The following is a 22046-nucleotide window of genomic DNA, read 5'->3' as shown; positions in this document are numbered from 1 at the left end:
CCGCGGCGCTGCTCCCGGCGCTTCGCGCCGGGAGACGGGGCGAGTCGCTTCGCTCCCCGCCAGGGAGCCGCTGCGCGGCTCGCAGTGGGCCCATTCGCGTTGCCGTCGATCGAGTCGCTTCGCTCCTCTGAGTTTCCGAGATTAGGTTCTTACCTGCGCTTTTCATCGTCCCGTTCGATCCGGTCCCCCACACCCCAACGGGGCTGGGGGGCGGGAGGGTGCGCCCGACCCGCCGCCCACTCGCCTTCCCGCGCCGCTCCATCTCATACCACAGCATACCACCCCACCCCCACACAACCCAAAATAGTCGAAAATCTCAAAAATCCAAAACTGTTCTTCAACAATCGATTCAGAACCTTACAACCTGAAGTTTGTGCACAAGACACGTAAAAACTTATTCACCAATTGATTACCCAATCATGTTGCAAATTAACATCTTTCAAAAATGGCTCAAAACCGGAGGAAACAGACACCCGCGCGCGCCCGCCGACACCCGGCGCCGGCACTCCCCCGACACATCGCCGGCACCCCCACATCACAAACCGGGGCCATGTCATCACACCAGGTCACAGCACCATTACGGCCCCACACAGCACACGGCCCCGCACCCCGGAAGTCGGGTGCGGGCCGTACACGGAGAGAGGTGAACTATGCCGCAGGGTCCAGCCAGGGCCGCCCGTCGCGGCCCTGGACATAGACCCCCGGCGGGCTATCGAGCACACTGAGCAGCAACTCACGCGCCGCCGGAGAGGCACCAGCGAGCATCTCGTCCCGGTCCTCGAGGACAGGTGCCGCAGCGTCTCCGTGAACTCATCGGCGGACCAGACTCAACGCCTGGCGGGCCTCGTCGATCCGCAAACCCGAGTACCGGCTGTGCCGAATCTTCACCTCCTACCCGGATGGGTAGGTCTTCCGGTGCCCCTCCGTTCTAGGCGCAGGGGAAGAGTGCGGCGGCGGTGGTGCGCCCACAGTGGAAACACCATCGTCCGGGAGGACGTCGACGCCGCCGACACCGGGACGCTTCTCGTGCGGCGCGGGCACGCACCCGACCCGCGCGAGGCGCTCGGTCCCGACCGGATGCCGGGCGCACGGCTGTGGCTGTACACCAACTTTCACTGCAACCTCGCCTGCGACTACTGCTGCGTCTCCTCGTCCCCGCACGCCCCCCGCCGTGAACTCGGTGTGGAGCGGATCGCCCGGCTGGTCGCCGAAGCGGCCGAGTGGGGTGTCGGCGAGATCTACCTTTGCGCACCGTCATGCAGACCGACGGCCACGCCACACCGCTGGCGCAACGCGACACCGACACCACCTTCAGCACCGTGTTTGTGGCCCCACCCGGCAGTTCCATCACCGGACCCGGCGAGTTCGCCGGGACACGCCTGGCCCTGGGATCGGCCGACTCCGCACACGCGGCGATCCTGCCGCTGCACTACCTCGCCCAGGCGGGGATCCCACCCACCGAGCTGTCGATCAGGAGACACGCGGAGCGTTGACATGGGGATAGTGCGCGGCGTTGAAACCCTCCCGATCAGGCCCGGGGTGGTCGGCGTAGCTCGCGTCGTAGTTGAGCGAGGGAGGGTGTACCGGACAGGCCCGATTCGCTCACATACATTCGGCAGGACAGTCCGACAGTGTTCGCGGGGGATGCGAACGGGTCTGTGCCGTCGATCAGGATGGTCGGTGAACCCGTGAAATGACGGGCGTGCGCAGCAATTTCGGTGTCGATCACCGTCGTGTGCACCTCGACATCGATCAGCCCTTCGAGGACCAGAGCCGCGTCGAGCAGAGTTCGTGCCGCTGCTTCGTGCGGGCAACCCGGAACGACCAGCAGTTCCACGTTCATGACATCGACCGTGCCGTTCCGGCGAGCGCTTCGACGAGTCAGCTCTGGATCCTTTTCGCCGCTTATGGGTGCTCCGACCCATTCGTCCGCATGACGCCCTCCGGTGCCGGTGTCGGGGCGCAGCAATCACATCCGTCGTCCTCGGCGTCTGCCGACGTTGGCGGGGCGAGCGGAGTCAGGTTGAGCAGGTTCGGCCCGGCCGCCGTTGTATGTGCAGGTGTGGTGGTGCGGGTGCGGGCCGATGCGCAGCAGAGGTCGTCTGGGGTGTGGACTGCGGGTGCCACGCTCACATGCACCGCACCGGTGGTGGTGGGTGCGGCCGTGAGCCCGGGCAGGGCGGTGGCCTTGGCGGCGCGGATGGCGTTGCCGATGACCAAGACTTCGGCGAATTCGTGGATGAACACCACGGTCGCCAGGCCGAGGACACCGGTCGCGGCCAACGGGATGAGCACACCGATGATGGCCAGGGACAGCCCGATGTTCTGGAGCATGATGCGGCGGGCGCGGCGGGCGTGCGCGAGGACCTGGGGCAAATGGCGCAGGTCCTCCCCCATGAGCGCGACGTCGGCGGTTTCGATGGCGACGTCGGTTCCCATGGCGCCCATCGCGATTCCGATGTCGGCGGTGGCGAGTGCGGGGGCATCGTTGACGCCGTCGCCGACCATGGCGATTCTCCGGCCTCCGGCGAGTGCGGGGAGCAGAGCTGCTTTGTCTTCGGGGAGCAGTTCGGCGTGCACGGTGAAGATTCCGGCCTGGGCGGCGAGTGTCTCGGCGGTGCGGCGGTTGTCGCCGGTCAGCATGGCCACGTCGATGCCCAGCCCCCGGAGTCGATGGACGGCTTCGGGTGCCTCGGGGCGCAGTTCGTCGCGGACCGCGATGGCCGCGATGACGGTGGTGTCTCGTTCGACGAGCACCACGGTGGCGCCGTCGCCCTGGAGGTGGGCGATGTCGTCGGCGAGATCACCGGGGTCGATCCATCCGGGTTTGCCGAGGCGAAGCGGGATTCCGTCGACGGTGCCGTGCAGCCCGTGTCCGGGCACGGCGGTGACATCCTCGGCGGCGGTGACGTCACCTGCTGCGGTGAGGATGGCCTGCGCGAGGGGGTGTTCGCTGCGGGCTTCGAGCGCCGCGGCCGCGGTGAGGGCGTCGTGCTCGGATACCCCGTTTCGGGTGATCACCGCGATGACCTGCGGGGTGTTGCGGGTCAGGGTGCCGGTCTTGTCGAGCGCGATGACTCGGATGCGGCCGAGTTCCTCGACTGCGGCTCCGCCCTTGACGAGGGCGCCGTGTCGGCTGGAGGCGCCGATCGCGGCGACCACGGTCAGCGGTACGGCGATCGCCAGGGCACAGGGGGAGACGGCGACGAGCACGACCAGGGCCCGCTCGATCCACAGCATCGGATCGCCGAGCAGGGACCCGAGGCCGGCGACCAGGGAGGCGAGGATCATGATCGCCGGGACCAGGGGGCGGGCGACCCGGTCGGCGAGCCGTTGTCCGGCACCCTTGCGTTCCTGGGCCTCCTCGACGATGTGCACGATCCGGGCCAGCGAGCTGTCGGCGGCGAGTGCGGTGACCTGCACCTCGACGGCGCCGCCGCCGTTGATCGCCCCGGCGTGGACCTCGTCACGGGGGCCTGCCTCGACGGGGACGGATTCGCCGGTGATCGCCGACAGGTCCAGGCTGGTTCGTCCGGACCGTATCACCCCGTCGGTGGCGGCCCGCTCGCCGGGCCGCAGCACCATGATGTCGCCGATGGACAGCTCGTCCGGGGCGAGGATGATCTCGGTGCCGCCGCGCAGGACCGACGCGGTCGGCGGCACGAGGGACAGCAGGGCGCGCAGTCCGCGGCGGGTGCGGGTCACTGCGTAGTGCTCGAGGCCTTCGGCGATGGAGAACAAGACGCCGAGCATCGCCGCTTCGGGGATCTGTCCGAGTCCGACCGCGCCGATGGCGGCGATCGTCATCAGGGTGCCGACCCCGATCCGGCCGTGCCGAAGATTCCGCACCGCCCCGGGAACGAAGGAGACCGCGGCGACCACGGCGGCGAGCAGTGCGAGCAGTGTTCCCAGCCGCTCGGATCCGGCTGTGCCGATCAGCCATCCGGCGCCGAGCAGGACCGCGGCGATGACCGCGTACTGCAGCTCGCGGACCTGCCGCAGCCGTACCGGACCGTGATCGGGGGTCGCCTCGTCGGCGGGGTTCGGCCTCGCGGGTGCGGGCCCGCAGCATGCGTCAGCCACCGTTGACCTCCGAATTCTGTGCGCTGTCGGTGGCGGAACCGCCCGCGAGAGCGGCAGCCAGATCCGCCGGTATCGGCATCGGTGTCATCAGCCCGGCGGCGGTGCGCCCGGTGTTGCCCTCCGGGTAGCGGCCACTGAGCGACCCCGGGGCCGCCACGATGATCCGCAGGACCTGCCCGAGTGCCTCCCGGCGATTGTGCTGGCGCAACGCAAGAGCGAGCATCGCGACATGGTTGCGGGTGTGCAACCACGGGTGCGGTTGCGAGACGATGTGCGCCCGTTCGAGATGCGACCAGCGCAGCTGCGCGTCGGGAGTCTGTCGCGCAGCGGTCATTTCACGCTCGTAAAGGTCCCGCACGGCGGGGGTGAGCTTGTGCATGTCGGTGCCCTTCGGTTCGCATGAGGAGCGATCAGCAGCAGTTGTCGGTATCGGCGGCCGGGCAGCAGGTCGGGTCGACCGCGAGGACCAGGCCGATGAGGTCGTCGAGGGCCCGGCCGATCCGCGGATTGGCCAGCTCGTACCGGGCCCGGCGGCCTTCGGGAACGGCGACGACGAGGCCGCAGCCGCGCAGGCAGGACAGGTGGTTGGACAGGATCTGCCGGGACACCCCGATCTTCTCGGCCAGATCCGATGGATACCCGGGACCGCTGCGCAGGCTCAGCAGGATCTGCGAACGGGTCGAATCCGACAACGCGTAGCCGAATCGAGAGAGCGCGTCGCTGTGCACCAGGGTCTCCATAACCCTGACGTTACAGAAATATCTGTATTCAGGTCAATATGTATGGTTGAGTGGGTCAGGCCACACGACGACGGCTGGAGGCCGTGATGCGTCAACCCGGAAATGCCAAGGTCGAGAAGGTCTTCGACACGATGTCGCGGCACTACGACACGCAAATGGGATTCTTCGAACGGTTCGTGCTCGGACCGGCTCGGCAGTGGGCGGTCGCGCAGGCCAGCGGGCGGGTGCTCGAGATCGCAGTCGGGACCGGCCTGAACCTGCCGCTGTACGGGCCGCAGGTCGAGAAGGTAGTCGGTGTCGATCTGTCCGAGGGGATGCTCGACGTCGCCCGACGACGCATCGCGCAGGACCGGCTCGAGCGGGTCGAGGTGCGCCGCGGCGATGTTCAGGAACTCGACGTTCCGGACGCCTCGGTCGACACGGTGGTCTCGACGTTCACGTTCTGCACGATCCCCGACCCACTGCAGGCCAGTAAGGAAGCACTGCGGGTCCTGGTTCCCGGCGGGCGGATCGTCCTGGCCGAGCACGGGCCGGCGACCAACACGATCGGCCTCGCCCTGATGCGTGCGGTCGAACCGCTGTCCGTCCGCTTCGGCACCGACCACCTGACCCGAGATCCTGCGCCCTATCTCGAGGAGGCCGGGTTCACCATCGACACCGTGCACCGCAGCGGCAGGGGCGGCGTCGGATTCCGCATCATCGCCCACAAACCTGCCTGACACGCAGGCAGGCCGCGAACGCCGACGGGGCAATGCCAGTGGTGGTGTGGTCAGCCGATGCTGAGGACGTCCCCGGTGCGCGTGACGGGGTGCGCGTCCAGGGGTTGCTGGGCGGGCCGGCGGACCACGGAGCCGTCGGTGATGGAGTAGCGGCTGCCGTGGCAGGGGCAGTTGATGGTGCCGTCGTGGACCTCGGACACGCTGCAGCCCTGGTGGGTACACACCGCGGAGAAGGCCCGGAAGACACCCGCCTGCGGCTGGGTGATGACCAGTTGTTGCTGCGGGAGGACGATCCCGCCGCCGACCGGGACATCGGAGACAGCGATCCGCGCCGAATCCGCCTGATTGTCACCGGCGGTGGCCGCCCCGGTGCTGCAGCCGGCGGCCGCGAGGCAGCCGGTGGCACAGGCGGCGGCGAGGAAGGTTCGGCGCGGCATCCCTGTGGGCGATGGGAGGGTGCTCATGCGGGCACCGCCAGAGCGGTGACGAACATCAGGAGCATTCCGGTGCCGATGCCGACGAGCACCCACGGCCCCGACCCGGTGCGGTCATCGCTTCGCAAGGACGGGACGATCTGGATGATCACCTGGATGATCGCGCCCACACCGACACCGAGAAGCAACGCCGAGACCTCGGTATTGCTTACCCCGGCGCCGAGGATCGCACCGAGGATGGCCGGTGCACCGGCGAGCATCCCCAGCCCCAGCAGTGTCGGCACGGAGGTGCGCCGACGTGTGAGCGGGGCGATAATGGCCAGGCCCTCGGTGGTGTTGTGCAACGTGAAGCCGATCACCAGGAAGGCTCCGAGGGCGAGTTCCCCGACCGCGTAGGCCGATCCGATCGCCAGGCCCTCGCCGAGGTTGTGCAACCCGATACCGGCGGCGATCATGACCGACAACCGCAGCTCGGACGCCCCGGCGGCGTCGGCGCGCGCACGACGGGCCCGCAGGTACCGGTCGATTCCCATGAGCGTGAGGATGGCCGCGGCCGCGCCGAGGACGACGAGGGTGGTGCCACCGAACGCCCCACCGGAGGCCGCCGCCAGCTCGAGTCCCTCGCTGGCGCCGTCGAAGGCGAGGAAGACGAGCAGACCCACGGTGACGGCGAGCACGAACTTGACCACCTCCGCGCTCGCCCGGCGCATCACCGGGAGCAGCAGCATGCCCAGCAGGACCGGGATGATCCCCACGTAGAGGCCGAGCAGCGCCATGGTTCCGAAGAACGCCGCCCCCGGCTGCGGGGTGTCCACCGCGGCGGGGATTTCGTGTTCGATGACCAGTCCGGTGTTGGTCAGCATCGAGATCAGGTAGGGCTGGCCGGCGATCCACGGGTAGTCGAGCGTGATCGTCTCGGAGTCCAGCCGCCCGAGGGGCTCCTCGGCGCCGTCGAGGTCGACGAAGGCGTCGTTGACGAACACCTGCGCGACGGTGACCGGATCGGGGCCGACGTTGCGCAAGGTCAGACTGGTCTGTCCCGGCTCGAGGACGGTGCGTTCGACCGCGATGTTCTCGATCGGCGGGCCGGTGCGCTCGGGCAGGCTCTGCCCGGCGAGCATCGCCAGCGCCGCCAGGGCGGCGACGATGATCGCCACCACGCCGACGCCGCGGATCCACGCGCCGCCGCGAGTGGTGCCGGTGTCATCCGGCGGTGCGGTATCGGTGTCATCCGGCGGTGCGGCCTCGGTGTCGGTGAGCCCGGTGTGTTCGGGGGTGTCCGGCGTCGAGGCGTCTGGTGTGTTCGTCACTCGGTCACCTCGAAGAATCCCATCCAGCCCAGATCGGCGAACTCGGTCTTGTGGGCGTGGAACATGTACTTGCCCGGATGGGGGAACCGCATTTCGCAGATTCCGCGCTGTCCCTGGGCCTGAACGATCGTGTCGGTGAACTCGGCCGGCTCGAGCCGTGTCCCGGTCGGGTAGTAGTCGAAGAAATTACCGTGCACGTGGAAGCTGTTGATCGGGTCGTACTCGAGCACGTTGACCAGGTAAATGCGCACCAGCTCACCACGTTTGACCTGCACGGGCTCGTGCATGTAGTGGAACGGGATGCCGTTGACGGCGTAGAGCTGGTTGCCTTCCCCGTCGAAGGTGGTGTTGTAGCCGTGCATCACCATCACCATCTCGTCGGCCGGCGGGCGCCCCTGCGCAGGGTCGATGACGAAGGTGCCGTACATGCCGCGGGCGATGTGCTCGGCCAGCGGGCTGACGTGGCAGTGATACAGGTGCAGCCCGAATGGGGTGGCGTCGAATTCGTAGGTGAACGATTCGCCGGGCTCGATGATGCCCCGACCCACCCCGGGGATCCCGTCCATCTCCGCCGGGTGGATGCCGTGGAAGTGCATCGTGTGCGGATGCGCGGACCCGTTGGTGAACCGCACCCGCAGCCGGTCACCCTCTCGGCAGCGCAGCGCGGGACCCGGCACCCGCGAATTGAACGTCCACGCCGGGAAGAACACCCCGGGCGCGACCTCGATCTCCGCGTCGCCGGCGAAGATCTCCCACTCGCGCAGCGTGCGCCCGTCCGGCAGCACGGAGGTGGTGCCGTAGTCGAAATCGCGCAGCATCGCGGTGGGATGAAACCCGTTCGCCGCGTGATCGACCTGCTGGCCCAGCCGGAACGTGGCCCCGCTGATCCCACCACCATGGCCGGCGGTTCCGGCGCTGTGGGAGGCGTGACCCTCAGCGTTGGCTCCATCCCCTCCCCCGGGATGATGCTCGGCGGGCGACTGCGACAGTCTCCCCGCCCCCAGTACCAGCCCGGCCGAACCCGCCAGGGCCCCTCCGAGCAGCAACTGACGGCGCGATGGCGCGCTCACTGCACCGCCCCGATCAGGACGGCACACGCATCGCGCACGGTTATCAGCATCATCACATCATAAAGTTTGGCATCCCGAACTCTGGATTCAAAGCCACCTCACAAATAGCTGCACAAAGCTGGCGTCACAGTTCCCTCGGCCGAGGTCGAGTCCATAGGCCAAATGGATGCACACTCCGGTGTCGAGAGGGTTTGCGCCCTCTCAACGTGGATGGCGGTGCGGGCCCGTGAACGCCTGCTCGCGCAAAGCCGGAGATCGCGCCCCTTGTCGCGAGCGACCACCGACCGCGGAGATGACCTTGCCTGGATATCGCGATCGAACGCGGCAACTGAACCCCGGAGTCGGAGGGTGCGGACACGCGGGAGTTCGCTGGGGAGTTCGAGCGGGTTCGCGCCGAGTTTCACCGGCACGTCGATGCCTCGAGCGCCGAGGATTTCGACCCGCCAGCCGTGGCCATGGGAAGAACGAGGAACTCTGTCACATTACACATGATGTTCGGCTACATGGTCGTCCCTGGCCCAGTTCGTCGAGTCGGCGACTTCTCGACCCACGCCCCCGGTCGGTCCACTTTGGAGGTTTGCCAGCCCGCAGTCGTCGCGCTCAGACCCCCATGACCATCGGGCCGCACATCACCACTCCGGCGTGATAGAGCAGCGCCAGGGTGACCGGGCCGAGGGCGATGAGAGCAGTCGCTGCCGCCAGCGGGGCACCCGTGCGAGCACCGCGGGCCGAAGGGGACGCTGCAGCGAGGCGGTCGGCTCGGGCGAGGACGTCGATGCCGGTGGCGCCGAGCGCTTCCGTGGGCGCGGGGTTGCGCTCCGGCGAGGCGAGAAGACCGCCGAGGAGGGCGCGTGACCCGTGGTGCCGCGCGGCGGTGTCGTCGGCACACATTTCCAGCAGTCGGGCGATCTCGGCTGCTCCGGTGGCAAACAGGCTTATCCGCGGCAGTGCCGCAGCCAACCCCCGGACCGCACCCAGCACCAGGTGATGTCTGCCGGCCAGGTGGGCGCGTTCACGCGCGAGTACGGCATCGAGTTCACGCTCACCGAGGGCGGTGAGCGCGCCACGGCTGACCACGATGGTGTGCGGGCGCCCGGCCACGCAGTAGGCGATACGTTCGGGCGCGTCGAGTACCACCGCATCGAGGCCGGCGATGCGGCGGCCGATCAGCCGTGCGCGGCGCGCATGTCGGTGTGTACGCGCACGCATCCGAAGCACAGCCCGCGCCGTACGCCACAGCGCGAACCCAAATGCCGCGACAGCGCACACCGACAACACCAGCAACACGCTCTGCAAGGCCGAACCGGGCTGGTTACGACTCGGACCCGAGCATGCCGGCTTCTACAGGCGTGGTGAGCTGGGCGGCAAGCCCCGGCCCCGACTCGAAGGTCAGGTCATCGACGACGACGCCATGACCCGGATCATGGCCGGGCTGGATCTGCTCGGTGCCGCCGTCGCCGACGGCGGGTTCGGGGACGAGCAGGCCATGCGGATCACCATGCTGGTGGCGTTGCTGGGTCGCCGGGTCAGCGAGATCTGCCTGCTCGACCGCGACCCACTGTTGCCATTGTCGCCGACCGCGCCGTCGTCCTCGCCGGGCGAGGCTGCCGCAGGCGGCAACGAGCAGGGGCTGGTCGCCAAACTCCGCTACCAGCAGACGAAGATCGACGGCGCGCCGGACACCATCCCGGTGCATGCCGAGGTCGTCGCGATCATCCGCGAACAACAGGACTGGGCCGCAAGGTTTTTCGCCGAACACGGCGCACCCGGAAGGACCCCGAAGTATCTGTTCCTGGCCGCGCTGATGAACCGCAACGGCGACCGACCCTACTCCGGCACCGTCCTGCGGAATCTGTTGACCGATCTGGCCGTCCGGCTGGACGTGCGCGACAGCACCGGAGCCCTGGTCGACTTCAACCGCACCCACCGATTCCGCCACACCGTCGCCACCCGGTTGCTGAACAGCGGTGTCCCGTTACACGTGCTGCAGCGTTACCTCTCGGGCATCTCACGCCGACCATGACCATGACCTACGCGCAGACGCTGCAGTCCACCGACGAGGCCGAATTTCTACGCCACCGCAAGCTCACCGCCGACGGACGCGAGCTCGAGATCGATCCTCGCGACCTCTACGACATGCTCGAGTTGGACAAGCGCACCGACCGGATCCTGCCCAATGGGTACTGCCTGCTGCCGCCCCGCCAGGTCTGCGGCAAGGGCAACGCCTGCCTGACCTGCGACAAGTTCGCCACCGATGCCACCTTCCTGCCCGAGTTGCACACCCAGCTGGCCCGAACCGACCAACTCGTCACCGAACGCCGCGCGACGTTCGAAGCCCGCACCGGACACCCGATGGGCGAGGACAACATCTGGCTCGCTGGACGCCGGCAGGAACGCGACGCCCTCGGCCGAATCATCCTCACCCTCGAACGCACCCGCCTCACCGACGACACCGCCGGGGCGATCCGCGGTGCCGGCGTCCAGGCCCGCACCGACGCCATCACCGCGAGACAGGACAACAACTGATGCGTGGCAACCCGGACAACCTCCGCCAGGCCGCCGCCCGCAAGAGCGCCGCTGCACAGGCCCGAGCCGAGCATGGACTGCACGAGATCATCCGCCGCAACGAGCCGATCACCTTCCGCGGCCTCGCCCGGACCGGAGTCGACCGCACATTCCTCTACCGGCACCGCGACCTGCTCGAGAAGATCCACGCGCTGCAAACCGAACCCACCGCCGACGACGGCACCGGACCAGCGGTCACCCGAGCCTCGCTGCAAGCAGACCTGCTCGCCGCCCACGAACGCGCCGTCCGGCTCAACACCCGAATCCAGCACCTGGAAAAGCGCCTGTCCGAAGCCCTCGGCGAACAAACCTGGCGCGAGTCCGGGCTCGGCGCCCCAACCGACATCGATGCACTCCACCACCGGATCACCCATCTCGAACAACAGGTCATCGACCTACAGCAACAACTCGACGAACGCGACGAAGACCTCGCCGCGGCCCGCGCCACCAACCGCGAACTCATGGCCCGCATCAACGCCCCGAGCCCCAAAAAGTGAACCATCGCGAGTCCGCTTGCGCCACACCTGTTGCAGCGGATAGCATCTCCCCATCAGCCTCTGAACTGCACAAACTCAGAGAATCACGCTGCCACACGGGGCTGACCCCCGGAGAACAGTCCGGTCTCAGCCAGCAGCGCGAACAGAAACCGGTCCCGCAGATTCCCGACCCATTCACCAGTGGCCGAATCGAACACGGCGCATCCATTCAGGATCGCCTGGATCTGCCCAGGCAACAACAGAGGTGGCCGACCAGTACCCCGGTGACCGCGGCGCACCCGCACCAGCGACGACGGCCGCGGAGCCGTCCGAGCATCCAGATGCGCCAGCAACCCCCGCGCCGGCATCCGCCGCGGTGCCCCGCGCATCAACCGTCCCGCGACCGGAACTCCGAAAACCGCTTCCTGCCACCGATAGAACGACATCAACGCCGCCAGCCGCGCCTCCAACGTCGAAGCTCCCGGTACCTGCTCCTGCGGGACCAGGCTGCGTTCAACCGTCCGGCCGTTGCGCAACCACGACAGGAACCCCGTCACCGCGGGGACACCGACGTCCCGCCACTTCCCGACCTCGTCGCGCTGCTCCAGGAACGTCCACCACTGAGCCAACGCCGTCGCATAGCCGCGCACCGTATTCGGCGACCACAAAGTCCGGTGAGACTCCAACCACTCCTCGACCGGATCAACGGTCCGATACGACGCATCGACCACCGTCCACGTCCGACTCCCACCAGGCGGTCGCACCGCCAGACCGTACGCCACAAGCCCCGCTCCACATCGTTGTTGCACTCCCTCTGATAACCGGGAAACAACGATCGCAAAGCAAGATCAACAAACATCGTCGAAGACGTTAATGAGAGTCGACGAACTCCCGTTGATAACGGCTGGTCCGATGATCATCAGATTCGCTTGTGCTCGAACCCATTCCAAGCTGGTCAGGTAGTCGAACACCTTGGGCTGAATCGATGACGCCGCGACGTCGAACGACTCCAACGTCTTCGTGACCGGGAACCCGGCAACCTTGAGCCGGTTCACGATGTTCGAGGCGTCCCGTGCGGCGATCTCCGCCTCCACGAGGGTTCGCAGCACCTCTTCCGGGGTCCACCGCTGGGTCTTCGCGGTCAGGAGGACTTCGGGTGCGGTGCGACGGATCGCGGCGAGTTTGAGCCGGCGCAACCCGGCATCGAGGTCCGCCGCCAGCACGGGAACCGAGGGCGGTGCTGCAGCTGTGACCGGCCCTTCTGCGGTGGTCGCTGTTTCGGTCATGAGCCGGCGCTCCCGTCGGTGCGCGGGCCGATCGCATAGTCGTCGAGCGATCGGGTCGGTGCCGTCGGAAGATCCAGAATCAACGCATCCCCGGCCGGCCTGGGTTGCGGAGTTCCGGCACCGGCAGCGAGGATCGATCGAACATCGGCCGCTCGGAAGCGTCGGAATGCCACCGCCCGGGTCAACGCCGCCACCAACGCCTCGGTGCCGTGCGCGGCGCCCAGTGCCAGCAGCACCTCGAGTTCGGGTCCCAGGCGGGTGTTGCCGATCGCGGCGGCACCGACCAGGAACGCTTCGGCGCTCGCACCGAGTGCGCAGAATTGCTGCTCGACAGTCGTTCTCGGCCTAGGTGCCCGGTTCGGGTGCTGGCCTGGGTCCGTCGTAGTGCTCGTCGTGCACCGACGCGGTTCCCGGTGCTGTGAGGTCGTGTTCGGCGACCACCTGCCCGGTCGCCGGTTCGACGATCACCAGGGCATCGTCGGACTGAACCAGCCGCACGGAGGTCCCGATCAGCCGGGTCGGGACCGAGTACCGGGCGGACGCGAACCGCACACACGAGAGCCGGTCCACTTTGCGGGTCACCGGCGGCGGCCCCATCTGCAACCGCAGAGACGGCAACGGGTGCAACAGTTCCCGCTCGTCGCGCAGTCGCTCATCAGGAATTGCGCAGATCTCAGTGTGTATCCGGGCGTTGGCCTCGGCGCACCAGGTGCGGGCGGCGGCGTTCGCGGTATGAACATCGACCGTGGTGCCGGCGACCGCGGCCTCGGTGAACAGCGGGACGGCCAGGTCACGCTGGGCGTAGCCGACGAGGTTCTCCACAACGCCCTTCGACTGCGGATCGTTGGCGTGGCAGAAGTCCGGGGCGAAGCCGTAGTGGGTGGCGAAGCGAACGTAGTCCGGGGTGGGAATCACCACGTTCGCCACGACCCCGCCCTGCCGCAGCGCCGGGTCTGCTCCACCAACGACCCGGCCAGCACCTGCTCCACATCTCCCAGCCGCGCCGCCAACCGACGCCGCCGCGTCAACAGCTCCCGCGTCGACACCTCGGAGAACTCGTTCTTGTGTGTATCCATCACACAAGAGTGTGCTCTGACCAGTCATGACAATCAACGATCCTCGATTGCGCGTGTCGCCGCGAACAGGTCGGCCAGCCCCTCGGCCGAGAGCCGGTGCCCCCGCGGCGGCTCGCCCCGGTCGGTCCACGACCGGGGCACCGTCACCTGACCGTCCGCACCCCGGGAACAGACGAACACCGAGTCCCCGGCCCGCCGTTTGACGTAGAGAACCTCGAGCCGCTGCCCCCTCAGCGGGTGGAACGGATGAGTGACGAAACCCAAATCATCACTGGACGATGCGGCAGTATGCCGCCTCCGTCGGCACTCCCAAGATCCTCGATCCGCCCCCAGGCTTGTCGATCTCCACCATCCGCACCGGCGGCGGAAAATAGCAGCCCGACGACATGCGATTCCACAGCTTGAAGAGGTTGTCCCGTAGGTCCACCTCGAACTGCTCGATCGACACCCCGTCGACGCCCGCCGCACCCTTGTTCGCCTTGACTCGCAAGTACGCCTCGAACACCAAGTGTTTCGAGATCTCGAACGACTTCGGTTTACTCATCCGGCTCCTCCCGGGCACACCGGTTGACCGCCAAGCAAACCCGGACGACCCGTCCCCTTCGCTCCACCCGCGTTACCAGGCTTCACCGCTACTACGAGACGGTCCGCCCCCGTGCCCCGCATCGGTACTCGACCCCTCACGGTTTTGTCCGCTTGGGGTTCTCCCTCTCGCCACCAGCCCACCGGGCCGGCGACAGTATCGGGGCGACAGGTTCCCACGTTCCATGCAAGAGCCCGGGCCAGGCTCGCGCTACCTCCATGCCGGACGCCGTCTGGGCAGTCGGCAGGCTCCCCCCAGACTTGTCCCGGAGCCCAGATGATGCCCCGGTTTCGACGCCACTGAGAAAATTTACGACACGTCATCAGCAGTTCGCTCACGCTCGCCTTCCTGACCCACACCTGACGCGATCTCTGCCGCGCCTTTTCCGCAGCGCTCACCACGACCGGCACTTAACCGGCGCAGCCTGCGGTGGTTTGGAACCTCCCCCTGCAGGGCGACCCCGGAGGACCTACCTCCATCTCTTGCACAGCATCACTTCCGGAGGCTGCTACATACCCGCCTCCCTCAGCGTTCGTGGCACACCATCTGCGATTTCTCGTCCACGCACAGCACCAGTGCCTTGTCGGGCGGGGCGAGGTAGAGGCCGACGATGTCGCGGACCTTCTCGATGAACTGTGGATCGGTGGACAACTTCCAGGTGTCCACCAGATGCGGCTTGAGGCCGAAAGCGCGCCAGATCCGGGAAATCGCGGTCTGGGACATGCCGGTGGCACGGGCCATCGACCGGGTCGACCAGTGCGTGTCCCCGTTCGCCGGCGTCTCCTCCAGGGTCTTGACGATCACCGTCTCGACCTGCTCGTCGGTGATCGTGCGAGCCGCGCCCGGCCGCGGCTCGTCCGCCAGGCCCGCCAGTCGATCCTTGACGAACCGGGCCCGCCACTTCGACACCGTCTGCGGCCAGATCCCCAGTCTCGCAGCGACATCCTTGTTCGTCACGCCCTCCGCACACGCCAGCACGATCTTCGCCCGCAGCGCCACCGCCTGCGACGTCTTCGCGCGACGAGCCCAACCCAGCAGCGTGTCACGCTCGACATCGGACAGAACCAACTCCGCCTTCGGGCGACCAGCACGTGCCATTACCCGATGATACCAATATATTCAACGAATCAATAACTCAGAACACTAGGTGATCGTCAACGCTGTGCACCTCGCCCGGCGGTGAAGGTATGACCCTGTCCTGTTCTCTCTCACATCCGTCGACGATGCGCCGTGCCTCATTCCACCACTGGCGTGGATGCAAGGACATAAGGCGTCAAGAGCTTGGCCATGTCTTCGGCCACATCGCCGTAGGAGTCCGGAGGCATCGAAATATAGCTAATCGCAAGCCGTGCGATGGCCTTGGCGAGGACCATGGCACGCTCCGTGGACGCCTGCACCCAACTGCGTTCGAATGTGGTGCTCAGACGCCCGCTTGCGCGTTCGATGAGGGGGGCGTTCTCGACGGTGATCAGACGCAGCAAGTCTGGTTTCGGATCACCAGTGAGCAAAGATTGCACCAAGGGATCGGAACCGCTTTCAGCAAAGAATCTCGAGAATCCCCCGAGCAATGCTCCGTGCATGTCACCCGTGTTCGCATAGACGGCTTCGTCGAGTGCCTCCACGAAACTGTCGGTCAGCCGCAGTGCGTAGCCTTGAGCGAGACCATGGCGCGACTGAAACTCGTTGTACAGGGTTTGACGACTCACTCCTGCCGACGCGGCGACGTGAGTCATGGTGATTTCGGACCAATCCTTGGTTCGCAGCAAGTCCCCCATCGCATCGAGTATCGACTGATGCAACAACGACCGGGTTGCCTCCGCGTAGGGAATACGAGCGTGTGCGCGGGGACGTCCGATCACCGGCACACCCGGCGCAATGTTGTCAGCCATGGACGGAATCGATGGGGGCCACCGATCGCGGGGCAGTTTCTCGCCGTATGGCGGCGAGGTCCGCCAGTGAGGTGTCTTCGTCCCTCAGAGCCTGCTGATCGAGGGGGCTGCGATGTTGGATCAATTCCCGCGCGGCGCGGATGTCCTTGGGGCGTCCCATCGACACAGCCCCGACGAGCATCCGATTCCTACTGAACAGCGCCGTAAAGTTGCGGTCGTCGAGGGAGCCACGGACGATCAAATCATCGTCGGCCCGGGGCCAGCCAGCGAACTGGAGATTGTGGCCGTACTGTGTGGACCACGCCCACGGCACCTCGGTGAAGAGCGCGGGCCTGCCTAGCATGGCTTTCGCCGCAGCCGCCCCCTGAGACATGGCGCTGTTCCAATGCTCGGTTCTGTGTCTGCCTCCGATAATCGGGTTCGGGCAGTTCGCGACATCGCCTGCCGCGTAAATCCCCGACGCCGAGGTGCGGAAATGCTCATCGACGACAATGCCATTGTCGATTGAAAGCCGAGCCGAGGCAGCCAGTTCGGTGTTCGGCGCCATCCCGATCGCCACCAGCGCCATTCCGGCGGACCATGTGCGCCCCTCGGTGTCCGTGGCCACGACACCGTGATCATCCAAGGTCAGGCTGGTGAGACTGACACCGGTTTCCATGGTGACTCCATGCTCTGCATGGAGTTGGCGGTACATCTTCGAGATCGCCGGCGGAAGAATCCTGATCAACGGCGCTTCCGCCGCTTCGAGAATCGTGACCTCGGTTCCGAGCGAGCGCGCGGTTGCCGCCACCTCGGACCCAATCAACCCACCGCCGACGATCAGGACGGACCCTGCGCCGATGATCGCATCACGCAGCGACGTGGTATCCGCGAGGCCTCGCAACGTGTGGATTCGCTCGCCTGAGCGGGTGGCGAACTCACGTGCTCGTCCGCCTGTTGCCAGTAGCAACGCCTCGAATGTGAGTGTCTCGCCGTCCGACAGCGCCACGGTTCGCCGTTCTGGATCGATCGTTTCGGCGCTGATGCCCGAACGAATGTCGATGTCCTTCTCGGTCCACGCGGTGTCGGATTTGAGGAGCGCCCGCTCGGCTGTCATTGTGCCTGCGAGCAAGTCCTTGGAGAGCGCCGGCCGCCGATAAGGGAGGCTCGGTTCGTCTCCGACCATCACTATTCTTCCCGAGAAGCCCTCTGCCCGTAGAGTCTCCGCTGCAGTTGCGCCGGCGATGCCGGTACCGACGATCACCATCGTCGTCACGAGCGGGCCACTTCAATCATTTCGAAGTCCGCTTTCGCGGCACCGCAGTCCGGGCAACTCCAGTCTTCAGGGATATCGTCCCATCGAGTACCCTGCGCGATGCCGTCCTCGGGCCAGCCTTCGGCTTCGTCGTATTCGAATCCGCATTGAATGCATCGGTACAGCTTGAAGTCAGAGTTCATGTCAACTCCTTGTCGTCGTGTCGGTGTCCACGGGTGCAAAATCGACTTTCTCCCGCACTCCGCAGTCCGGGCAGCACCAGCCTTCGGGGATAGCACTCCATCGGGTTGCCGCCGGGAATCCCTCTCGTGGTGCGCCAGTACGTTCGTCATACACGTAGTCGCAGACGGGGCATCGATAACGTGCCATTACTTCGCTCCGTACTTGGATAGGACCTTCTCACGCTTGCTCGGCTGAACGTTCACCCGTGTGATATCGCCGTCGTAGTGGGCGAGAACCCGCTTGTCCATTACCTTGCGCCAGATCGGCGGAACATAGGCGAGGACGATCATGCTCGCGTAGCCACTCGGGAGGTTCGGCGCACCGTCCATACTGCGAAGCGTCTGATAGCGGCGGGTCGGATTGGCATGGTGGTCACTGTGCCGCTGCAAGTGGTACAGAAAGATGTTGGTGCAGATGTGGTCCGAGTTCCAGCTGTGCACTGGGGCGCATCGCTCGTACCGACCACTCGCGGTCTTTTGCCGCAACAGCCCATAGTGTTCGAGGTAGTTCACGGTTTCGAGTAGAGAAAAGCCATAGATGGCTTGGATAACCAGAAATGGAACGATTTCGACACCGAAACCGATGGTCAGTGCGCCGAACAGCACGACCGACATTGCCCAGGCATTGAGTACATCATTGTGGATGCTCCACGTGCTCTTGCCGAGTCGCTGCATTCGGGTCTTTTCGAGTTCCCAGGAGGACTTGAGACTGCCCCACACACTGCGTGGAAGAAACGCCCAGAACGTCTCGCCGAACCGTGCACTGGCAGGATCTTCCGGCGTAGACACACGCACGTGGTGCCCTCGGTTGTGTTCGATATAGAAGTGCCCGTAGAACGTTTGCGCCAGAGTCACTTTCGACAGCCAGCGCTCGAGTTCGTCCTTCTTGTGGCCCATCTCATGTGCAGTGTTGATACCGACTCCGCCCATCACCCCGATGCTCAACGCGAGTCCGATCTTCGAGATCCAGCTCAATCCCCCGTCAATCCCCAGCCAGGCGAGATTGTCCGCCGACCACAGGTAACACGCGAAGACGAGACTCGCCAGCTGGAACGGGATATACACATACGTGCAGTAGCGGTAGTACTTGTCGTTCTCGAGTCGCTCCATCACCTCCTCCGGCGGATTCTGGCCGTCGGGCCCGAAGAAAATGTCGAGAACAGGAAGCAGCCCAAACAGGAGCATCACACCGATCCACCACCAGATCGGTGACACCGCGTTCCAGCCGAGCTCATTAAATCCCCAGACCAACGCCGCGCCCAGGAAGACGGCCGTCGGTGGAATCAACCCCAGCAGCCACAAGTGTCGCTTCTTGTCACGCCATTCCTCGACAGGAATGTGCGACTCGGTATTCACGTTCGTCGTCACCTCTACTCCTCACCTTCGGGACCAGTTCGGGACTATGCCCTGGATCACTCAGGTATTGACACTACCGAATATCTGTAATTTGTCTATACACCGATGCTCTTTTGTATATCCCCGGCTGATCGCGCCAGATGGCCACCGCAAGTCCGCACCCCGGCGTCCAGGGCGCTTCTCGCTCGATGCCAACGCCAGGAAGGAAGCTCGCAGCCGCACGGAACCAGCCGCATGCTCAACCACGAACGGCCTCTCGGAGACAGCGATGATCCGAGGTGAGGGTCGCGGCTTCATCCCTTGCAGTGGTGGCCCGTCCGACAGCGCCTACCGGAACCGACTGCCGGTCGACCGCGCACCGGGTGGTCACAGGAGATTGTTCGGCGAAAAACTCACCTGCGGAGTACCACGACTCCCACGCCCCCGCGGGGCTCCCGGTTGGCGCGTACGGGCCAAGCCTGGCACGTGCGGACCGCGCGGTGACGTAGACCACACGCGCATAGTGAGGAGAGTCCGTGATCGGCTCGTGGAATGGAGAGAGTGGGATGAAGACAAAGGCTGCAGTTTGTGGGGGCTCGGAGAGGAGTTGGCAGGTCGAAGAACTCGACCTAGACGACCCCAAGCCCGGCGAGGCGATGGTCAAGCTCACCGCCTGCGGACTGTGCCACTCGGACGAGCACCTGGTCACAGGCGACCTCCCGATTCACTTCCCCGTAGTCGGGGGCCACGAGGGTGCCGGGGTCATCCACAAGGTCGGATCGGGCTCAGCCATCTCGGAACCAGCTTGTCGCTACCCTCCAACCAGGGAGATCCGACGGTCGTCGCCAGCTGGACCGCGAGCACCCGCTGCACAATCTCGATCCGGGCTCTCCCCCTTCCCCGACGGCCCGGCGCACCGGTTCTTCATGGACGGCTTCTACGCCGCGTACCGCGCAGGGTTCGGCCGCCCTCCTTCGACGTGATCGCCCTGACCACACCCTTCCCACACACGGCACGGGAGGCCCCTTGAGGTCGACTGGATCGCCGAGGCGCATCGAATACTTCCGACCAACAAAGAGGTACCGCAATGACCGAGTTCATCTACTGGTTCGTCCCGCTGGTGATCTTCATGCTTTCTCCAGCATTGATCCCCATCATCATCCACGTGTGCGGCCACGTCTACGACAAAGTCGGGCGGACGGCGGAGTCACCCCGCAATAGGCGCAGGCTTGAATCAGGCGTCGTGCGCAGCAAAAGTACCGGGACTTTCCGTCTTGCTGTGGATCCGCCTCTGACACAGCGGTTTAGTTCTTCGCGTTGATCCGGCCTCGAACGTGATCGTGATCCAAATCTGGTTATGCCGGGCGATCGCAGTCGGTGTGGGCTGGTAGGTGGTGTTGTCGCGGAGCGTTGACTCCGCTCTTCCACCTACAACAGCACTGACCATTCAGAATGGACGAGGGTTGGCGATGGCGATGATTCGTATTGAAGCAGAGCCGGTTTCGGGGGCGTGGGTGCGGTCCGCGCTCAGGCCACCCGCCGCCGACCGAGCACGTCCGTCCGAGATGCGAAACCCGGGGCTCGAATCGACCAGATCAGCCCGGGCGGGTACCTTCCGGCAGACCCCGACGGTTGGCGGGCACCCTCACCTCCTACGACCTGAAGGCGGTCGGCGCGTTCACCCCGCGTGCTGCTGCACGACGCGCTGACCACGACCCGTACCCGACATTCACCGACACCCGCGCGGCCTACGCCGCCGCCCAGGGCGCGTACCCCCGCTCGGCGACGCTGACGTCGAGCACCTGGGCGACCAGGGTTTTCGGCCGGGTGGTTGATGCTAGAATGGGGCACCATCGTGACGGGTGAATCAGAAGCCGAGGATCCAGTCTCGGATGTGATGGCAAGCGCGGCGTACCTGCGGAGCATCGCACAGTGACCGCCCTGAGGACCAGCGTTCTCGGAACGTCCCGCTCGCGGAGCTGTTGATCGCCGAAACGGCGATCTCAGACCTCGGGTCCGATCCGGACCCGCACATCTACCCCACATTGTCTACGCCTCACCCACCGCTCAGCGACAATCCGATGGGCAAGCATCAACTCTCGTGCCGTCCGAAGGCAGGGTATACACGCCGACAGCATCGTGGATCATCCCCGGAATGTGGATACCAACCTCCGAGCGAGCAGAGCACGACATTGACCGGTCGCTTCGGACTGCAGCAACGACAAAGAAGCGTCGTGCATGAAATGCCGCGGGTGACCGTGGTTTCGCCCCTCGGCGGTTCCACACCCCTCTGCTCGTTCTTGGCCGCGTGGTGCCAGACCGCGCGGCCGGTCGGCTTCGACATCGGGTGGATACATCGGAGTGTTCGACAGTTCACATGCACGCAACTCAGTCGCAAGACGATTTCGTTACCGTAAGCGATGCCAACGTGAGGGATCGGCTCAGCTAGAATTCAGCCACCGCTACGGAGCGCGCGATGGAACACCTTGTGGTCCTGTCCTTGATCGGCCTTCCGGTCGCCCTCTTCGGCCCGTATCTCACCTGGGGGGTGGTCCTGGCCGATGAAACGCGCCGGCTCGAGCGCCAGCGGCTACCCGCCCCGACCCACCACCGCGACGACTACCGGCCCCGACCAACGGGCCACCCAGATCACTCGCCGATGCTCCCAGAGTTCGATGTCGGCACCTCGGCGCCGGACCTGAGACCGGGGCACACCGAAACCAGTCGTCGACGCCCCGGTGTCGGCACAGGCACCCCCGGCCGCCGCACCTGCGTCCCGGTGCAGGTGTCCGGCACTTGTACACGGAGCTTGCCCGCCTCCACGGAGCTTGCCCGCCTCGGCATACCGAATACGCGGGCGCGGGGGCCCTGCGGGTCGCTCCCTCGCTCCTCACGAGCGGAGCACTCAGGGCGCCGCGGGGAAGCCACGCAGCGACTCCCCACACCGCGCACACGTGTCGCTCTACCGGCGTGGCCGCAGCAAACCACAGCATCAACAGAGGCG

General features: G+C 66.0%; 23 protein-coding genes and 6 pseudogenes. 9 read left to right on the top strand and 20 right to left on the bottom strand.

The window, feature by feature from the left end:
* Positions 1 to 915: 915 nt before the first annotated feature.
* Positions 916 to 1245, top strand: a pseudogene (locus ACH49N_RS34155) (radical SAM protein); the annotation flags it as partial.
* A pseudogene (locus tag ACH49N_RS34150) lies at positions 1245 to 1478 on the top strand (PhnD/SsuA/transferrin family substrate-binding protein); the annotation flags it as partial. The pseudogenes ACH49N_RS34155 and ACH49N_RS34150, both read left to right, overlap by 1 nt.
* A gap of 50 nt (positions 1479 to 1528) precedes the next feature.
* On the opposite strand, the gene ACH49N_RS34145 reads toward ACH49N_RS34150, so the two are convergent.
* The 4 genes from ACH49N_RS34145 to ACH49N_RS34130 all read right to left on the bottom strand — a co-directional run bounded on the left by ACH49N_RS34145 (position 1529) and on the right by ACH49N_RS34130 (position 4823).
* Entirely contained in the window at positions 1529 to 1843 is a 315-nt protein-coding gene (locus tag ACH49N_RS34145; RefSeq protein ID WP_317747652.1) for a hypothetical protein, read from the bottom strand.
* A gap of 62 nt (positions 1844 to 1905) precedes the next feature.
* Positions 1906 to 4083 (bottom strand): cation-translocating P-type ATPase, encoded by a 2178-nt coding sequence (locus ACH49N_RS34140; protein WP_317747653.1) that lies wholly within the window; start codon positions 4081 to 4083, stop codon positions 1906 to 1908.
* Entirely contained in the window at positions 4076 to 4462 is a 387-nt protein-coding gene (locus ACH49N_RS34135; RefSeq protein ID WP_317747654.1) for a DUF3703 domain-containing protein, read from the bottom strand. The genes ACH49N_RS34140 and ACH49N_RS34135 overlap by 8 nt, the downstream gene beginning before the upstream one ends.
* 31 nt (positions 4463 to 4493) lie before the next feature.
* Positions 4494 to 4823 (bottom strand): winged helix-turn-helix domain-containing protein, encoded by a 330-nt coding sequence (locus ACH49N_RS34130; protein ID WP_317747655.1) that lies wholly within the window; start codon positions 4821 to 4823, stop codon positions 4494 to 4496.
* Between the two features lie 86 nt (positions 4824 to 4909).
* On the opposite strand from ACH49N_RS34130, the gene ACH49N_RS34125 reads away from it, so the two are divergent.
* Positions 4910 to 5542, top strand: a complete 633-nt coding sequence (locus tag ACH49N_RS34125) for a methyltransferase domain-containing protein (RefSeq protein WP_317747656.1) — start codon at positions 4910 to 4912, stop codon at positions 5540 to 5542.
* A 50-nt stretch (positions 5543 to 5592) separates the two neighbouring features.
* Here the strand turns inward: ACH49N_RS34125 and ACH49N_RS34120 are convergent, their stop codons facing one another.
* From ACH49N_RS34120 to ACH49N_RS34105, 4 genes are all read right to left on the bottom strand, one after another.
* Entirely contained in the window at positions 5593 to 6006 is a 414-nt protein-coding gene (locus ACH49N_RS34120; protein WP_317747657.1) for a Rieske 2Fe-2S domain-containing protein, read from the bottom strand.
* The gene (locus ACH49N_RS34115) at positions 6003 to 7151 is read right to left on the bottom strand and encodes a ZIP family metal transporter (protein WP_358277032.1); all 1149 of its coding nucleotides are present in this window, start codon (positions 7149 to 7151) and stop codon (positions 6003 to 6005) included. Before ACH49N_RS34115 ends, ACH49N_RS34120 begins: the two co-directional genes overlap by 4 nt.
* Before the next feature lie 131 nt (positions 7152 to 7282).
* Positions 7283 to 8356 (bottom strand): multicopper oxidase domain-containing protein, encoded by a 1074-nt coding sequence (locus ACH49N_RS34110; RefSeq protein WP_317747658.1) that lies wholly within the window; start codon positions 8354 to 8356, stop codon positions 7283 to 7285.
* A 600-nt stretch (positions 8357 to 8956) separates the two neighbouring features.
* A complete protein-coding gene (locus ACH49N_RS34105; RefSeq protein ID WP_317758358.1) occupies positions 8957 to 9643 on the bottom strand; it encodes a M56 family metallopeptidase in 687 nt (228 codons plus the stop codon).
* Positions 9644 to 9767: 124 nt separating this feature from the next.
* Here ACH49N_RS34105 and ACH49N_RS34100 point away from each other — a divergent pair, with 124 nt between their 5' ends.
* The 3 genes from ACH49N_RS34100 to ACH49N_RS34090 are packed head-to-tail and all read left to right on the top strand — an operon-like array spanning position 9768 to position 11418.
* The gene (locus ACH49N_RS34100; protein ID WP_317747660.1) at positions 9768 to 10379 is read left to right on the top strand and encodes a tyrosine-type recombinase/integrase; all 612 of its coding nucleotides are present in this window, start codon (positions 9768 to 9770) and stop codon (positions 10377 to 10379) included.
* Positions 10376 to 10882, top strand: coding sequence for a hypothetical protein (locus tag ACH49N_RS34095; protein WP_317747661.1), 507 nt, complete (start codon positions 10376 to 10378; stop codon positions 10880 to 10882). Before ACH49N_RS34100 ends, ACH49N_RS34095 begins: the two co-directional genes overlap by 4 nt.
* Complete coding sequence (locus ACH49N_RS34090) at positions 10882 to 11418, top strand: DUF6262 family protein (RefSeq protein ID WP_317747662.1); 537 nt, start codon at positions 10882 to 10884, stop codon at positions 11416 to 11418. The genes ACH49N_RS34095 and ACH49N_RS34090 overlap by 1 nt, the downstream gene beginning before the upstream one ends.
* An 83-nt stretch (positions 11419 to 11501) precedes the next feature.
* Here the strand turns inward: ACH49N_RS34090 and ACH49N_RS34085 are convergent, their stop codons facing one another.
* The 12 genes and pseudogenes from ACH49N_RS34085 to ACH49N_RS34030 form a co-directional block, all read right to left on the bottom strand.
* A complete protein-coding gene (locus ACH49N_RS34085) occupies positions 11502 to 12161 on the bottom strand; it encodes a site-specific integrase (RefSeq protein ID WP_317747663.1) in 660 nt (219 codons plus the stop codon).
* A 102-nt stretch (positions 12162 to 12263) separates the two neighbouring features.
* Positions 12264 to 12683: pseudogene (locus ACH49N_RS34080) on the bottom strand (ATP-binding protein); the annotation flags it as partial.
* Positions 12680 to 13622: pseudogene (locus ACH49N_RS34075) on the bottom strand (Mu transposase domain-containing protein); the annotation flags it as partial. The pseudogenes ACH49N_RS34075 and ACH49N_RS34080, both read right to left, overlap by 4 nt.
* Entirely contained in the window at positions 13595 to 13759 is a 165-nt protein-coding gene (locus tag ACH49N_RS34070) for a DUF6788 family protein (RefSeq protein WP_317747710.1), read from the bottom strand. The gene ACH49N_RS34070 and the pseudogene ACH49N_RS34075, both read right to left, overlap by 28 nt.
* Before the next feature lie 33 nt (positions 13760 to 13792).
* Positions 13793 to 14023, bottom strand: a complete 231-nt coding sequence (locus ACH49N_RS34065) for a DUF5372 family protein (RefSeq protein WP_317747664.1) — start codon at positions 14021 to 14023, stop codon at positions 13793 to 13795.
* 4 nt (positions 14024 to 14027) lie between these two features.
* A complete protein-coding gene (locus tag ACH49N_RS34060; protein ID WP_317747665.1) occupies positions 14028 to 14303 on the bottom strand; it encodes a hypothetical protein in 276 nt (91 codons plus the stop codon).
* Between the two features lie 582 nt (positions 14304 to 14885).
* Positions 14886 to 15440 (bottom strand): annotated as a pseudogene (locus ACH49N_RS34055) (IS630 family transposase); the annotation flags it as partial.
* 137 nt (positions 15441 to 15577) lie between these two features.
* Positions 15578 to 16231 carry a TetR family transcriptional regulator gene (locus tag ACH49N_RS34050; protein WP_317747666.1) on the bottom strand — a complete coding sequence of 218 codons (654 nt, stop codon included), beginning with the start codon at positions 16229 to 16231 and terminating at the stop codon, positions 15578 to 15580.
* Entirely contained in the window at positions 16224 to 17477 is a 1254-nt protein-coding gene (locus tag ACH49N_RS34045; protein ID WP_317747711.1) for an FAD-dependent oxidoreductase, read from the bottom strand. Before ACH49N_RS34045 ends, ACH49N_RS34050 begins: the two co-directional genes overlap by 8 nt.
* 5 nt (positions 17478 to 17482) lie before the next feature.
* On the bottom strand, positions 17483 to 17668 hold the full coding sequence (locus ACH49N_RS34040; RefSeq protein ID WP_007297973.1) for a rubredoxin: 186 nt from the start codon (positions 17666 to 17668) through the stop codon (positions 17483 to 17485).
* 1 nt (position 17669) lies between these two features.
* A complete protein-coding gene (locus tag ACH49N_RS34035) occupies positions 17670 to 17855 on the bottom strand; it encodes a rubredoxin (RefSeq protein WP_317747667.1) in 186 nt (61 codons plus the stop codon).
* Positions 17855 to 19075, bottom strand: coding sequence for an alkane 1-monooxygenase (locus ACH49N_RS34030; protein WP_317747668.1), 1221 nt, complete (start codon positions 19073 to 19075; stop codon positions 17855 to 17857). The genes ACH49N_RS34035 and ACH49N_RS34030 overlap by 1 nt, the downstream gene beginning before the upstream one ends.
* Before the next feature lie 533 nt (positions 19076 to 19608).
* Here ACH49N_RS34030 and ACH49N_RS34025 point away from each other — a divergent pair.
* From ACH49N_RS34025 to ACH49N_RS34015, 3 genes and pseudogenes are all read left to right on the top strand, one after another.
* Positions 19609 to 19827: pseudogene (locus ACH49N_RS34025) on the top strand (alcohol dehydrogenase catalytic domain-containing protein); the annotation flags it as partial.
* A 302-nt stretch (positions 19828 to 20129) separates the two neighbouring features.
* Positions 20130 to 20363, top strand: a complete 234-nt coding sequence (locus tag ACH49N_RS34020) for a hypothetical protein (RefSeq protein WP_317747669.1) — start codon at positions 20130 to 20132, stop codon at positions 20361 to 20363.
* A gap of 311 nt (positions 20364 to 20674) precedes the next feature.
* Positions 20675 to 20908 (top strand): hypothetical protein, encoded by a 234-nt coding sequence (locus ACH49N_RS34015; protein WP_317747670.1) that lies wholly within the window; start codon positions 20675 to 20677, stop codon positions 20906 to 20908.
* Positions 20909 to 22046: the final 1138 nt, after the last annotated feature.

Source organism: Rhodococcus sp. NPDC019647 (assembly GCF_044389235.1).
In the GTDB taxonomy this organism is placed as follows: Bacteria; Actinomycetota; Actinomycetes; order Mycobacteriales; family Mycobacteriaceae; genus Rhodococcus_F; species Rhodococcus_F oxybenzonivorans.
Note: the sequence above shows the minus strand (reverse complement) of the source record. Positions and strands in the feature narration are given on the sequence as shown.